The sequence below is a fragment of the Pseudoalteromonas sp. B160 genome (genome assembly GCF_037162485.1).
Lineage (GTDB): Bacteria > Pseudomonadota > Gammaproteobacteria > Enterobacterales > Alteromonadaceae > Pseudoalteromonas > Pseudoalteromonas rhizosphaerae.
In genome coordinates, this window is the sequence record NZ_JARLUX010000001.1 from 2,116,413 (window position 1) to 2,131,702 (window position 15,290).

At 38.2% G+C, this 15,290-nt stretch carries 14 protein-coding genes, 3 tRNA genes and 1 pseudogene; 15 read left to right on the forward strand and 3 right to left on the reverse strand.

Going from position 1 to position 15,290, the window contains the following annotated elements; translation table 11 throughout:
* The first annotated feature begins 44 nt into the window (after nt 1-44).
* The 10 genes and pseudogenes from P4S61_RS09780 (at nt 45) to P4S61_RS09820 (ending at nt 7,950) form a co-directional block, all read left to right on the forward strand.
* Nucleotides 45-121, forward strand: a tRNA-Met gene (locus tag P4S61_RS09780).
* A 158-nt stretch (nt 122-279) separates the two neighbouring features.
* A tRNA-Met gene (locus tag P4S61_RS09785) sits at nt 280-356 on the forward strand.
* 59 nt (nt 357-415) lie between these two features.
* Nucleotides 416-492 (forward strand) — tRNA-Met (locus P4S61_RS09790).
* A gap of 336 nt (nt 493-828) precedes the next feature.
* Nucleotides 829-2,435, forward strand: a pseudogene (locus P4S61_RS09795) (IS1634 family transposase).
* Nucleotides 2,436-2,835: 400 nt separating this feature from the next.
* Nucleotides 2,836-4,083, forward strand: coding sequence for an HlyD family secretion protein (locus tag P4S61_RS09800; RefSeq protein WP_337118200.1), 1,248 nt, complete (start codon nt 2,836-2,838; stop codon nt 4,081-4,083).
* The gene (locus P4S61_RS09805) at nt 4,076-4,747 is read left to right on the forward strand and encodes an ABC transporter ATP-binding protein (protein ID WP_145242557.1); all 672 of its coding nucleotides are present in this window, start codon (nt 4,076-4,078) and stop codon (nt 4,745-4,747) included. Before P4S61_RS09800 ends, P4S61_RS09805 begins: the two co-directional genes overlap by 8 nt.
* Entirely contained in the window at nt 4,748-6,742 is a 1,995-nt protein-coding gene (locus P4S61_RS09810; protein ID WP_337118201.1) for an ABC transporter permease, read from the forward strand.
* A gap of 20 nt (nt 6,743-6,762) precedes the next feature.
* A complete protein-coding gene (locus P4S61_RS22935) occupies nt 6,763-7,110 on the forward strand; it encodes an FtsX-like permease family protein (protein WP_442961557.1) in 348 nt (115 codons plus the stop codon).
* An 8-nt stretch (nt 7,111-7,118) separates the two neighbouring features.
* On the forward strand, nt 7,119-7,568 hold the full coding sequence (locus P4S61_RS09815) for a hypothetical protein (protein ID WP_337118202.1): 450 nt from the start codon (nt 7,119-7,121) through the stop codon (nt 7,566-7,568).
* A gap of 1 nt (nt 7,569) precedes the next feature.
* A complete protein-coding gene (locus P4S61_RS09820) occupies nt 7,570-7,950 on the forward strand; it encodes a glutaredoxin family protein (RefSeq protein WP_145242553.1) in 381 nt (126 codons plus the stop codon).
* Between the two features lie 44 nt (nt 7,951-7,994).
* Here P4S61_RS09820 and P4S61_RS09825 read toward each other — a convergent pair whose 3' ends face one another.
* Entirely contained in the window at nt 7,995-8,267 is a 273-nt protein-coding gene (locus P4S61_RS09825; RefSeq protein ID WP_145242551.1) for a hypothetical protein, read from the reverse strand.
* Nucleotides 8,268-8,279: 12 nt separating this feature from the next.
* A complete protein-coding gene (gene nfuA, locus P4S61_RS09830) occupies nt 8,280-8,855 on the reverse strand; it encodes a Fe-S biogenesis protein NfuA (RefSeq protein WP_145242549.1) in 576 nt (191 codons plus the stop codon).
* 145 nt (nt 8,856-9,000) lie between these two features.
* On the opposite strand from nfuA, the gene P4S61_RS09835 reads away from it, so the two are divergent.
* Complete coding sequence (locus P4S61_RS09835) at nt 9,001-11,553, forward strand: M14 metallopeptidase family protein (protein ID WP_337118203.1); 2,553 nt, start codon at nt 9,001-9,003, stop codon at nt 11,551-11,553.
* Nucleotides 11,554-11,569: 16 nt separating this feature from the next.
* On the opposite strand, the gene P4S61_RS09840 is transcribed toward P4S61_RS09835, so the two are convergent.
* Nucleotides 11,570-12,271: a ComF family protein gene (locus tag P4S61_RS09840; protein WP_145242545.1), complete on the reverse strand. Its 702-nt coding sequence runs from the start codon at nt 12,269-12,271 to the stop codon at nt 11,570-11,572.
* Between the two features lie 58 nt (nt 12,272-12,329).
* On the opposite strand from P4S61_RS09840, the gene bioH reads away from it, so the two are divergent.
* The 4 genes from bioH to P4S61_RS09860 all read left to right on the forward strand — a co-directional run bounded on the left by bioH (nt 12,330) and on the right by P4S61_RS09860 (nt 15,250).
* Nucleotides 12,330-13,067 carry a pimeloyl-ACP methyl ester esterase BioH gene (gene bioH, locus P4S61_RS09845; protein ID WP_337118204.1) on the forward strand — a complete coding sequence of 246 codons (738 nt, stop codon included), beginning with the start codon at nt 12,330-12,332 and terminating at the stop codon, nt 13,065-13,067.
* A 100-nt stretch (nt 13,068-13,167) separates the two neighbouring features.
* On the forward strand, nt 13,168-13,476 hold the full coding sequence (locus P4S61_RS09850) for a hypothetical protein (RefSeq protein ID WP_145242541.1): 309 nt from the start codon (nt 13,168-13,170) through the stop codon (nt 13,474-13,476).
* Between the two features lie 6 nt (nt 13,477-13,482).
* A complete protein-coding gene (locus P4S61_RS09855) occupies nt 13,483-14,361 on the forward strand; it encodes a putative metalloprotease CJM1_0395 family protein (RefSeq protein WP_149983058.1) in 879 nt (292 codons plus the stop codon).
* A 160-nt stretch (nt 14,362-14,521) separates the two neighbouring features.
* On the forward strand, nt 14,522-15,250 hold the full coding sequence (locus P4S61_RS09860; protein WP_145242537.1) for a hypothetical protein: 729 nt from the start codon (nt 14,522-14,524) through the stop codon (nt 15,248-15,250).
* The last annotated feature ends 40 nt before the right edge of the window (nt 15,251-15,290 follow it).

The window sequence follows — 15,290 nt, forward strand, 5'->3', positions numbered from 1 at the left end:
CAGGCTCGCAAATAACGCGAAACCGTTGAAAAAGAAATTACAGGCGCGGGATGGAGCAGCCTGGTAGCTCGTCGGGCTCATAACCCGAAGGTCGTCGGTTCAAATCCGGCTCCCGCAACCAATTTTCTTAAATGATTTGGTGCATTGGAAGTTTTAAAAGGTCGTCGGTTCACTCTTCACCTTTCACAGCTCCCGCAACCAATTCTTTTAAAGAAGCGGTTACTGTAAACTCTAGGTGAGAGTTAAAAATCACTAGTCGATAGACTTAAAATATACAGGCGCGGGATGGAGCAGCCTGGTAGCTCGTCGGGCTCATAACCCGAAGGTCGTCGGTTCAAATCCGGCTCCCGCAACCAATTTTATTGGAAGCCAAGTTGTCATGTATAGCAACTATAAATAAATCTGCAATTTCAGGCGCGGGATGGAGCAGCCTGGTAGCTCGTCGGGCTCATAACCCGAAGGTCGTCGGTTCAAATCCGGCTCCCGCAACCACTGAAATCAAGTAATAATGAATCGACACTCTTAATGAGTGTTTTTTTATGTCTAAAATTCAGTGAGTGCAAAAATTGGGCTACTCATAACCCGAAGGTCGTCGGTTCGCTCTCTATAAACACTGGCTCCCACAATCAACTGAAATAAGCAAATAGACGAGAGCTCTGTAAGGAAGGTTATATATTGATATGTCGTCACTACTTGGCTACCCACATTCACTCCTCTAAAATAAATTGATATAAAACTGTCTTTTCGCACCTAAAAGTATAATAAAAAAAGCTTGACGCAGATCGCCAGGTTTGATCTATTACTCATCTTTGGGTGGTGGAAAAAATAATGACGTCGTATTCAACAAAAGGGCTTGACCATTTAGGTTTGGTTGCAGGCATGAATAAAGAGCTTGGGATTGCTAAACTCATTGATCAGGCACTCCCTAAGCAGTGCGATAATAAGCTTATTTCTTATGGTCAATTGGTTGAGGCTATGATCTTAAATGGCTTAGGTTTTGTTGGCCGTACCTTGCACATGTACCCACAATACTTTAAAGAACGTCCTGTTGAACGCCTTATAGGCAAGGGATAAAGGCTGAATACATTAATGACGATGCACTCGGGCGCTGCCTTGATAAACTGTATGAAACGGGCGTGTCAGACATCTATCAAACGTTATCAGCGAGCGTTGTAAAGCACTGAGAGCTTCCTTGTGAAGGTATTCATTTAGACTCGACAAGTATTCATGTAGACGGTAAATATGAGCATGATATTGACAGTAAAGCCGTTAAATTAGTGCGAGGATACAGCCGCGACCATCGCCCAGAATTAAACCAAGTTGTGCTTAATCTGATCACCGAAAACAAGGCCGGCATTCCTATTTATATGCAAGCGGCCAGTGGAAACATCAATGATAATGAAGGGTTTAAAAATATTGTTAAACACCACATTAGCAGTTTAAAAGCAGCGCAAGATAGCCAATATTTTATCTCTGATGCCGTGCTTTATACCACACAAACAATTCAATCCCTTGATGAACAAAAACACTTGTTTATCTCGCGTGCTCCGCAAAAATTAACGCAAGTAAAAGAAGCAATCGCCCGGAAAAACACATTAGATTTTAAAATGCTTTATAATGGCTACAGCGGCGCATGGCTTGAATCTGATTATGGCGGCGTAAAACAACGTTGGTTATTAATCGAGAGTGAACAAGCGAAAAGACGTGAGCAACATACACTCGATAAACGGTTGGAAAAAGAATCAAATACGGCTTTAAAATCATTCAAAAAGCTGAGCCGTCAACGTTTTTCCTGTGAGTTAGATGCAGATAAAGCAGTGGATGTATGGTTGAAATCTCATACTGAACAGCTCATCAGTGACCGTGCACTCCTCAAGAATGCAATATTTAAGCCAAAGTGGCCGGCCCAAGCTAAATCAACAGGCTGATAGTTATGAGTACCAAATCACAGGGCAACTGTCTTGGTCTCTAACACATAGAGCGCAACGGTTACAGGAGAAGGGGTTATTTATGTTAGCCACCAATGAGTTAAGTGACACACTGACGATGGAGAAGATGCTTAAGCTCTACAAATCCCAGCAAAGTGTCGAAAAAGGATTTCGATTTTTAAAGAGTCCCGACTTTTAACCTCATCATTGTATTTGAAAAAGCCAGAAAGAATAGAAGCGCTATTAATGATAATGACGTGCTGTTTAATGGTTTACGCGGCACTAGAGCATAAAATGAGAAGAGAATTAAAAGCTCAATCAGTGTATTTCCCCAACTTAAAGTACAAGCCGTGCCAAAATCCAGCAGCACGCTGGGTATTCTTTTGTTTTCAGGGGATCCACGTATTAACGGTTGGTGATGAGCAACAGTTAGTCCTCAATATAGAGGAAAGGAACAACATTATCATTAATTGCATGGGCAGTATCTACGAGAAAATTTATTCCTAAAAGTGCTGCGGAATGTCGGATAAAAGCATTGTGTCATCTGGTTATGGTTAGAGCAGCAATATACCTAGACTTATTGAGATTACATAATAATTGCATATAATGATATTTTGTAATTTAATTGATCTTTAGTTTACATTTATTGTTTTTTTTGGGTACGATATTTTTACTGCCTGTGTTGAATAAAAATTCAAAAATACTGTACAAAAAGGAATATATATGAAAAATTCATTGAAAAAAACTATATTAGCAATTGTTTTAGCTAGTACAGCTTCTTTTGCTTATGCTCAAACTTGCACTTCACATACAGTTTGTTCAGGGGGAAGATGTGCTACCATTGTAACCTGTCATCCATTCTAGGCTTACAACAATAAAATTATAACAAGCTTCAATACAGGTAGTTATGAAACAGCTTTTAATTACAAAAAAAAGAAAAACGTTAAAAAGATTCTTAATTCCGTTAATAATTTCTATTGGTGTTGCCTTTTTGTACTTTAGCTGGTTAAGTAAAGATTCTATCCCAGAAGAATATCTTAAACCGATTAAAATAGCTTCAACAACCGAAAGTAAAATATTAAAAGGGATTGGTACTATACAGCCTACGCAAAGAGAGCTTGTTTCTGCGCCTTCAGATGGCACCATAAAGCTTTTAAATATCCGCGAAGGGCAAACCATCAAACGCGGAGATATACTAGCAGAACTAAATAACTATGATTTAGAGCAAAAAATACATACTGCACAATTAGAATTATTAAATATATCTTCACAAGTATCTATAGATAAAAGTAATTTAGCGATACGACTATCGCAAGTTCAGTCTGAATTGGCAAACTCGGTCATGCAGCTTAAACAGCAAAAGCTTGAACTAAACGCAAACGAAGCGCTTGCAGAAAAAGGCATTATTTCATCTATTCGTTTTAAACAAAGCCGTTTGCAATTTGAACAAAATGAATTAGAAGTTGAGGCTAAAAAAGCAGAGTTAGCTCTTTTTAAAGATGCCTACGAGCAGCAATTGATCGCATACGCTAATAAAATCAAACTTGCTCAAAATCAGCTTGAATATCTAAACAAAAAACAATCAAAATTGATTTTAACTGCTCAATTTGATGGTGTGATAAGTCAAAATAGTAGTAAATTAGGGCAGGTTGTTAAACAAGGGCAATCTTTATTTGAGTTGATAGAAACCAATAACTTATTAGCGAAAGTACAAGTTCCACAGTATTCTTCCGATCAATTAGAAAGAGGCCAAGCTGCTGAAATCATAACACCTTCGGGTCGCATTCAAGCAAAAGTGGATTATATAGATACAGTCATTAGAAATGGCTCGATCAATGTCTTTCTAACGCTTAATTCAGTAACGCCTAATTGGCTTCGAAGCGACCAAGCAATTGAAGCGAATATCTATACCGCACAGCAGCAAGCAACTTACAATATACAAAAACCACATGATTTCAACGATTTCAAACATTGGAATATTTTTGAAGTTAACGCTAATAACCAAGCTGTACTTACTCGTATTAATTATCATGAAGTTGATAGTAGCCAATTGAGCTTTGAAGAAAAGTTAAGTGGTAATTATGTGCTGCTGATACCAGATAAATATACAAAGGAACACACAATAGACTTTAATCTAGGCTCTTCTCATGACTAAGCCCCTTATAGCATTTGAAAACGTTTCATTTAAGTATGCTAGCAATACAAAAAACACATTAGAAGATGTTAATTTCACCGTCAATAAAGGGGATTATGTTGCCATTACGGGTACTTCCGGGAGCGGTAAAAGTACTCTACTTTCGATATTAGGACTTATGAACAAGCCTTCTAATGGAAATTACTTAATATCAGATATCAATACTCAAGACTTAACAAATGACTCTATTGCAACGGTAAAAAATAGAGAAATTGGTTTTGTTTTTCAAAATTTCAATTTACTCAGTCACTTAACAATATTTGATAACGTGGCATTACCATTAACTTATAATAGCTCGGTTAAACGAAGTGAGTATAAAGCGAAAGTACAAGAGGCACTAAAACGAGTTTCGATGGAGGGATTTTTAAATAAAAAACCGAATCAGCTTTCAGGTGGTCAACAACAGCGTGTGGCAATTGCTAGGGCATTAATAAATCAACCATCCATTATACTAGCCGATGAACCAACAGGGAATTTAGATTCAAACAATAGCCAGCTTGTATATAAGCTTTTAGAGCAATTAAATGAACAGGGTAATACAATTTGCTTAATTACCCATGATGAAACTTATGCCAAACATGCGAAGCGCAGGTTACGGATGCACGATGGTAAGTTAATAGATTAAATGCAGAAATTACTTACCGACATCACATTAAATTGGTTTAAATATCAATTTCTATCTTGGAAGTTATTGCTAAGTAGTGTCTTGCTAATTATTCCCTTATGTTTCATTTTAAATTTAAAAGCAATTGAAAATACGTTTTTATCAACCGAATTTACCTCCATTGAAAATACCGAAATTATCCACCAGATATTTATACATGATCAAACAAGCAATTTACCGGTTGATAAATTCATATTTGACGAACTTCATAATCAATTTCCGTATTTAGTAGGTATGTTCGAAAGAACGCTGCAATTAAGTACAAAAAAAATTATGGCAGAAGAAGAGCAAGCGACCAAGGTAAGTTTTGTCTCTAATACTATTAGTAAATTAGGTATCGATACTCATTTAGGGTCATTGAGGGCATTCAGCATGGCATCTACGGGCAGTAGTTTAATAACTGCTGTTAGTTTTAACTATTGGAAAAACAATCTAAACAGTGATCCGGCTGTAATAGATAAACAAATTATTATTAATGGTAAAAGTACTAAAATAGTCGCGGTGTTAAATGCAGGTTTCAAATCTCTAAGGCGAGATAGTTCTACTGATTTATTATTACCTTACCATCAACTTGCTGAATTACTGCCTAATGAGCAGGAGTTAACACCTGATACTTTCACTTATGTGCTTGGTAATATTACTGACTTAGAAAACTTTATAATCAATTTTGATGCATATCTGAAAAAAGAATTATTCATTTTTGACAATACAAAATTAATGCTTAGTAAGTCAGTAGGTGTTGATCCTGAACAGTTTCAAACAGTGTCAAACAGGGTTGATTTATTAGCCATATTATTTGGTATTTTATTTGCTTTCAGCTTGGTATCGTTTTCTGCATTTTATGCCACACAATGTATCGATAAGAAAAAAGAAGTCGTCATACGACAGTTATGTGGAGCAAATAAAAAACATATAATGTTGCAGAACTACATCGAAGTTATGCTGTTAGCTTGTTACCTTGTTTTTATGGTGTTTATTTTTACACCTTTAACAAGTAAGTTGGCATATTTAACTATACCGACGATCAACACTTTTAACGTTATGGCAAACGTCATTACTTTAATTACTCTATTAATGAGTTTTATCGTATACCTGCTGACATTAAATTTCCTACAAGACAAAACGACCATAACTCATATTGGACGTGGTAGTAGCGCTTCTTTGAGTGAAAAATTGCAAGTGTTTACTTTATTATCATTTTTAATCAGCCTTGCAATATTAAGTATTTATGTAAGTTATTTAGTAATAATAAGTCAGGCTAATTTAAACAATCATAATATAGGTTTTAAAAATAAAAACCTATATATTGCCAGTTTTGACTTTCCATCTTCACCAGAGCATAGCTTTATGGCAGATAATTCAGCACAGCAACTACTGCTACAGCTGAGTTCTTTAGATTATATTGAGTCAGCCGCATTAACTAATGTCCCTCCTTTAACTGACCGTAGTGCATTTAGTCATTGGTATACATTGTCAGGTAAAGCCGTCACCTCAAGTAAAAATGCACAAACCTCAAATCATAGAGTTAGCCCAAATTATTTCGATACGATTGGCACACGGCTAATAATGGGTAATAGTCTGTCTTGGGGGCAATATGGCAATATAGTCGTTAATCAAGCACTTTGGGATCAATACTTTGCGAATACAGGTTTAGGTCAAGCCTACTTACTCACTGACTTTGGGAATGAAAAAGTAAAATATAAGGTTGTCGGGGTCGTTGAGAATATTCATATAAAAGGTAGTGATACGCCAGTGCAACCCACTGTTTATACACTTATCAGTGTTATAACTGGCTTTGAAAGCATCGTCGTTAAAGGTAACGGGGTTATGCCAGCCAATTTCACACAAGAAATGATGAGTATTACCGCGAATATTAGCCCCTATCTGAAAAATTTAACAAACGTTGAACTGTCTGAATTGGTAAAAAAGAAGCGCAACCAAGAGAAGCAATTTTAGTTATAACTATAACTTGTTCATTGGTTCTTTTACTCAGCGCCTTATTGTATTGCTTTAATAGTATAAAGCAATTGGCAAGTAAATCTGCAACAGAAATATCGTTAAAGCGGGCACTTGGTGCACGGACTAAAAATATTGTATGGTCTTTTTGTAAGCTGTTTTTTTTCATTTTGTGCGTTGCCTATTCTATTATTTTAGTCTGCGCTTATATTAATATGAATAAACTACAGCCCTTTCTTTTTAAAGTCGATTTAATAGATGTACCTGTAATAACGTTACTTCACTTAGTCGCACTATCCTTTGTGATCATTGTGTTTTTTATAGAAATTAAAAATATATTAAATACATCTTGGAAAAACCTGAGTTAAGGAAAATCATGAAATATAGATATTTGGTAATGTCAGTTGGTTTGTTGTTTGCGGGCAATTGCATGGCTGAAAATTACGAGTTTACACACCGACAAATAGTCGCAAGTCCTATAAATAACACTGCACCTCAGCTTTTTTTGTTTAATCGCCAAGGTCAGCTTATCCATTATTCAGACAGCTACCTACAGAATATTTTATCAATCTTTAGAAAAAAAGAACTGCTACCAAACAGCGAGCAATTAAAAAATGATTTATTTAATCTTTTAAATAAAAATATTGATTTTAGCGCACACGATTACACCTTGTTTTACACTTCAATAGATGAAGCGATTGGGCCATGTGAACCATGTCGGCAGCAAGAAGAAAAAATAGCTTTACTAGATGCTAAGTTTCCAAAAAATAAGCTATCAATTCATAGAATTACCATCATAAACGAAGTGTATACATTAAAGGATTAGTATGAAAATAAGAGATTTACTATTTTATTTAACCGTAGTTTCGATTGCTGTTACATTAACTCATTTCTTTATTAAAGAGCAGGTAGGTGCGCCTATTAATAATATTGATTATTTACAAAATAATTGGCATAAAAATCCAACAAATGAAATTACACTTTACTCAGCTGAATGGTGCAAAGCTTGTCAAGCGACAAAAGAATATTTGAATAAAAGAAATGTCAACTACAAAAATATAGATATTGAGCTTAGCTCTACAGGTAGTAAATTATTAAAGGAAAATAATATCGATTCAATTCCTGTGATCACGTTTAATGATGTCACTATCGTGGGGTTTGATGCAAATAAGCTTGATACACTAGTAACGAATATAAAAGTAAAATGATTGAAAATTCATTGCTTACTTTTAGCTGATGAAAAGCATCCTAGTTATTTCCAAAGATCAGGATCTTCTTCTGGACGGGAATCTTTTCTGTCTAATACCTGCGAAAAGCGATTAGCAAAGATACCTAAGTAGCCCCAAGCGGCGAAGAATAGTGCGATGGCTAAAATTACTAAGCCGATGATTTGTAAGCTGTAGTGGCTATAATAGCCGAGGGTGATTAATATCACGGCTAGCACAAACAGTGCTAAGCCGCGTAAAAAGCGCTTTAAACTGAGCTTAGGCTCTGAACCTAAGCGATATATCAGCGGCTTTAGCATGACTGCCTACTATTAATAGTAAGAATGATCGCCAGCTTTGTGATCAGTAATATCAGCAACACCGGTGATTTCATCGAACTTAGCAATCATTTCTTTTTCAATGCCTTCTTTTAGTGTGACATCGATCATAGAACAACCATTACAGCCACCGCCAAATTGAAGAACAGCAATACCTTCAGCAGTTACTTCTACAAGGCTTACTTGGCCGCCATGGTTAGCAAGCTGAGGGTTAACCTCTGTTTCTAACATGTGTTGAATACGTTCGTTAAGTCCTGCGTCATCACCGATTTTACGGGCTTTAGCATTGGGGGCTTTAAGTGTTAACTGAGTGCCCATTTTGTCGGTAACGAAGTCAATTTCAGCTTCTTCTAAAAATGGCGCGCTTTCTGTGTCAACTACAGCATCAAAGCCGTTAAAAGGAAGACGAATATCGGTGGCTTCTACTGCATCTTCAGGGCAGTAAGATACACCACATTCCGCTTGTGATGTGCCAGGGTTAACAACAAATACGCGAATATTTGTTTTTTCAGCTTGGTCAGCTAATAATTTTGCAAAATGCGATTGTGCGGTTTCGGAAATAGAAATCATAAAACAACTATACTTGACTAAATTACTCGGATACTGGTTATCATACTCCGCTCATCGCGTTGTCGCCAGTGTTGAGCGTAAAAATTTGGCATCTATTTTAAGCAATGGTAGCGTGCAAACATTGATCATTTACTGAGTGTTTTCTATGCGTTTGATAATAACAATCTTTACACTATTGCTAAGCTTTTCTTGTTTAGCACAACCGCTTTCATATTATTTCAATGATGATGTGAAATTTGATCCAACTATTCCCACTCCAGAGCAGGTTTTAGGCTATGAAGTCGGGCAGTGGCACGTACGTCATGATCAACTCGTTCGTTATATGGAAATATTGGCACAAAAAAGTGACCGTATTAATTTTGAAGTCATTGGTCGTACCCATGAGCAGCGCCCGCTCGTTATGCTAACTATCACCGCAGCTGATAAGTTGGCGAATGTGGAGCAAACACGTAAGGCGCACTTGGCGCGTTTAGCCGATCCAGAAAAAGCCAAAGAAACCGATCAGCCAGCGGTCGTTTGGATGGGTTATAGCGTTCATGGCAATGAATCTTCTGGTAGTAATTCAGCCTTGCTAGTGGCTTATTATTTAGCTGCGGCGCAAGGTAAAGAAATTGATACGCTATTAAATAACACGGTTATTTTACTCGATCCTTCATTAAACCCCGATGGTTTAGCACGCTTTGCGAATTGGGCGAATAGTAATCGCGGTATGAACTTATCGTCTGATCCACAAACTCGGGAGCATATTGAAAGCTGGCCAAGTAGCCGTACTAACCATTACTGGTTTGATTTAAATCGTGATTGGTTGCTGCTACAACACCCTGAATCTCGTGCTCGTATTGCTAAGTTTCATTACTGGAAACCCAATATTCTTACTGATTTCCATGAAATGGGTCCCAATAGCACTTTTTTCTTTCAGCCAGGTATTCCATCACGTAAGCACCCGATCACCCCTGATGAAAATGTCAGTCTCACGAAGGCAATAGGTAACTATCATGCTAAAACATTGGATGAACACAACGCGTTATATTTTACCGAAGAAAGCTTTGATGATTTTTACTATGGCAAAGGTTCAACTTATCCAGATGTAAATGGTGGTGTGGGTATTTTATTTGAGCAAGCAAGTTCTCGTGGTCATCTGCAAGAAACCATAAATGGACCGCTGAGTTTTGCATTTACGATTAAAAACCAGCTGCTTACGAGCCTATCTACATTTCAGGCTGCGATAGATAATCGCCAAGCATTACTCGATTACCAAGCTAGTTTTTACAATAATGCTATAGAGCTTGCTAATGATGAAGATTATAAAGGTTATGTAGTGCAAGGCGGTGCAGATACAACACGTAGCGCACTTTTTTTAGATTTATTGAAACAGCATCAGATCAAAGCTTATCCACTTAATAAAGCAGTAAAAGCGGATGGTAAGAATTTTTCTGCGAAAAGTTGTTTTGTGCCATTAGCCCAGCCGCAATATCGCTTAGTTAAAGCCATTTTTAGTGAGCAAAAGCGTTTTGTTGATAACACTTTTTATGATGTATCCGGCTGGACGTTAGCCCATGCTTTTAACTTGGAGTTTGCAGCAATTAAAAGTGGCTGGGGCTTAGACGTTAGTAAAAATGCATGGCAACAGCCTGAAAAACCACAATTTGCTGCGTTAGATGCACAGTATGCGTTTGGCTTTAAATGGGATAATTATTTAGCTCCGAAAATGCTTAATAAATTATTACAGCAAGGTGTGCAAGCTCGTGTGGCGCTCAGCCCGTTATCAGCTAAATCGCTTGCAAGTACACAGGAATTTGCTGCGGGTAGTATTATTATTCCTGCTGGGATTCAAAAAAATCCGCAATGGGTGTCGTTATTAAATAGTGCACAAAATGAGTTTGGTATTGCAATTACGCCTATTACTTCTGGCTTAACGGCAAAGGGTGTCGATTTAGGCTCGCGGACGTTAGCGGTAGTTAAAGCGCCGAAAGTATTACTCGTTGGTGGCCAAGGGACTAGTCAATATGAAGTAGGTGAAGTGTGGTATTACTTAGATCGCTTTGTTGGTGTGGCACCTACCATTGTGGAAATGGAACGTTTTGGTGATCTTGAACTTAGTGATTACAGCCACATTGTTTTGGCTCATGGAAATTACAATAAGCTTTCAGATGCTGACAAAATAGCAATTAAAACTTGGGTACGTAAAGGTGGAGTTATTTGGGGCCACAAAGGTGGGGCTAAGTTTTTAGTCGATCAACAACTATTAAAAACCAGTTATTTATCACGCCGAGATGTTGCCAGCGCCTTCAAAACGGATGGCTTAAACTATGGTGATAAAGATCATTTAGCTGGGCGTCAACGTATTGCTGGAGCGATATTTAATACTAAAGCCGATTTAACGCACCCACTTACTTTTTCATTAAAGCGTGACACCTTACCAGTATTTAAAAATAGTACTTGGTTACTTGAAATGTCAGCTGCACCATTTGTAAATGTGTTGCAGTATACGCAAAAGCCATTACTAGCGGGCTTTACCGATGATGTGAATGTTGAGCAAGTAGCGGGAGCGGCTGGTTTAGTGGCACATTCGTATGGTCGTGGCAGTGTGATTGGTATGACAGATGATCCGGTATTTAGGGGCTATTGGTACGGCACCAGTCGTTTATTGAGCAATGCATTGTTTTTTGGTCACACATTTAGAGCGAATGCCGATTAATTAATTAGCTTAAGTATTAATGTCCTAATGGTGTTAAGCAGGTTACAAATGCCCAAACTTGCTTAGCACCAGCCTTTTTAAGGGCGACGGTAGCTGCATTAAGAGTTGCTCCTGTTGTCATCACATCATCAATTATAGCAACTGTTTTTCCGCTCATATCGGTATTACATATAAATGCGCCATGTAAGTTTTTTACTCGTTTAGCTTTGCTAAGTGATGACTGTGCTTGGGTTTTCTTTGTACGCTGTAAACTCTGAGAATCAATATTTTCATTTACTAAACATGGCAACCAGCATTGTGATACTTGGTTAAAGCCTCGCTTTAAAAAACGCTGCTGATGTAGAGGTAAAATAATAAATAAATCTGGCCATATTTCGCTATTTTTTTTACTAACAGTCAGTTGTTGGCTAATAATTAACGACAATGCGTTTTTATAATGAATCTGGTTACTAAATTTAAGTTGCGTGAGCCAACCATCAAAAGGGGGACGATACCACGCGCAAGCGAACAGGTAATCGAATTGGCAATCAGGAAATAACTCAACCACATCTGGGCGATACAGTAAATTAGCATGTGTGGTTATATCTAATAGCGGCAAATCAGCTAAACAATGTTCGCATAAACTATGTTTGGTACGGATAATACTTTGGCATTGCACACAAAAAGAAGGAAAAAACCAATCGCCCAGCTGTTGAAAACATTGATGAAAAGCAGTCATTGCATTCATTCCCTCAAACGCTATTATGAGCGCTAAGTTTGGAGCAAGGTTATAAAAAATGCAAAATGAGCTGGTGTTATTACATGGTTGGGGGATGAATCAAGGCGTATGGCAGTTGATCTTGCCGGAGCTTCAATTTATGCATAACGATACAGTACGCAGTGTTGATTTACTAGGTTACGGTAATAATCAAACATCGCCAAAGCCGTATACTTTGCATGCCGCTGCATTACAATTAAGCAATCAATTACAGCCAAACACTACCTTAATGGGCTGGTCTTTAGGTGGTTTATTTGCTCTTTATATTGCAAAGCACTGGCCTGAAAAAGTCGCGAAAGTGATATTAGTTGCTGCAACTCCATTATTTGCTGAAGGCGATGATTGGCCAGGAATAAAAGCAAATGTATTAGCTGCATTTAAAGAGCAGTTAGTCACTCATCGCGAGAAAACCATCGATCGCTTTTTGGCAATACAGGCGATGGGCAGTGAAAATGCCCGAGATGATATTAAACAACTTAAACAGTTACTCAATGAATTTCCGGCTCCACAAGAGTGCGCATTAACTGCTGGTTTGGATATTTTACAGCAAGATGATTTACGCGATGCTTTTGCCTGTTGTCCAGTGCCAATCCGTGCTGTATTTGGCCGTTTAGATGCATTGGTACCGTATCGCGCAGTAACCAAAATGAAAGTTTTAAAACACGATTTTGAGTATGAAGTGATCGATAAGGCGTCACACGCACCTTTTATATCCCATAAAAAAGAGTTTTTATCTGCCGTCAAATCAATGCTTTGAAAAGTAACTTTACGGTGGTTTGAAAAACTCTGCAGTAAAGCTTTATTTTGACTGTTTTATGAGCGATAATTAACCAATATATCATTGGTGGAGGTGTTGTATGCCAATCGGATCTGTGTTTAATAACGGTGTTGAAGGTTTTAATCGTGCCAGTCAGGGTATAGAGAAAGCCAGCGCAGAAATAAATCGCGCCAGCATTGAGCAACAAGACGACGCTCAGCTTGCCCAACAGCGCCAGCTGCAAGCTGCTCGTCCGGAAGAAGCGGTAACCGCTCCTGTGTCACAACCACCACGTATTGATGAAGCCTTGGTCAATTTAAAGGTCGAAGAGTTTAATGCCAAAGCCAATACGCAATCAATTCAAACCGCGGACGAAGTACTGGGGACTTTGATTGATATTCGTGTTTAATTTGCCATGAACATTGTCACGCCATTTCCAAATATTAATATAAACACCGCAAATGTTTATACGGAAACCGCTCGGCGTGACAACCAACTTCGGGAAGTTATCCCGCCACCTGCAGCTACAAAACCGACTAATGCTGAAAACAAAGCGCTCGGTGATAATGAAAAAACTAAACAACCCGGTACAACTGATACCGGCACTTATGATGCCAAGGGTAAACTTGCCGACGAAAAAGTAATTCAAGAGCGTCAGCAGGGAGATGCAGAGCAAAATCCAGAGCAAAATGAACAGCAACAACAAGATAAAGAGAAAGAGGCAAAGCAAAAAGAGCAAGTAGCTCAGCAAGAGCAACAAGACGCTGAGCAAATTAAAGAGTTAAAAGCGCGTGATACTGAAGTACGTATTCATGAGCAAGCTCATTCATCAGTTGGTGGTCAACACGCAGGTTCGCCAAGTTATGAGTACCAACGTGGACCTGATGGTACCAATTACGCTGTTGGCGGCGAAGTACAAATTGACGTTGCTGAAATAGCAGGTGACCCGCGAGCTACAATAGAGAAAATGCAAACGGTACGTGCTGCAGCTTTAGCGCCGGCAGAGCCTTCTGGTGCTGATCGTTCGATTGCTGCTGATGCCACTCAAAAGCTCGCTGCAGCGCAAGCAGAGCTTAGTAATATAGACAGTGATGATGAAAGCAGTACGCAATCAGCATCGTTCAAAGTAGATAACGAATTAACAAAGGATGAGAAAGTTGCAACTACTGCTGAATCAGAAACCGCAACGGCTAAGCGCGATATTGAAGTTGAGCAGCGTGCAGGTCGCATTGCGCAGTTTTATCAAGCCGCCACCTCGCCTTATGGACAGTCTGGCTTTTCTGCAACCATATAGTTGCTCCCTCGTAATATGTGTTTCCTCAATTTAAATCCAAATAAATCATTTTTTAAGTGTGGTTATTCACATTTATTTACCTAAAGATGTATGCAATTAATTGTGAAATATTACTGTAACTGCTATTTTCCCTACGATTTTTATTATGGAAGACAATTAAATGAAATATGCAGTAATCGCAGGTGCTTTATCACTTTTTTCAATAACAGCGGTGGCGAATGAAACGGCTGGCTTAAGTTATGACTATGTCGAAGTTGGCTATGCAAAAATGGACGTAGATGACTTGGATGAACTTAGCTTTGATGGTTATGCAGTTAAGCTTAGCAAGCAAGTAAGTAGTAATTGGTATCTAACCGGTTTATATGCAAGCACATCAGATGATCTGTCAAATAGTGTCTCTGAGGATTATCGTGATATCTTTCAAAACGGTGAGTATGTCGGAACGTCACAGTTATACACTGAAGGAAAGCTAGACGCTGAATTTACTAGATTAGAGCTCAGTGCGGGTTATATTCAACGTTTATCTGCAGTTACCAATTTAGATTACAGTATCAATCTAGGTAGACTGAAGTACAGCACTGACTTCATAAACCTAGTCGAAGAAAGGTTTAATGGCCAAGTATTCTCATCGTCAGAATCAGCTTACTCGGACTCAGATAGTGCTGATATCCTCTCTGCTAATGTGCAAGTTAGGCATTTAGTCACGGATAAATTCGAAGTAAATGCAGGCTTAGGTTACGAGCGTTTACATGATGAAGAAAGTGACAATAACGTTGTTTTAAAAGCGGGTTTTAATTACACCTTGACTGAAAAAGCAATTTTAGGTGCTTCATACCGTTACGTTGATGAGTATGCTGATATTGCAGCGACCTTACGTTATTACTTTTAAATCAGATTTAAATCGCAGAATAGAAAACGCCACAAACTGA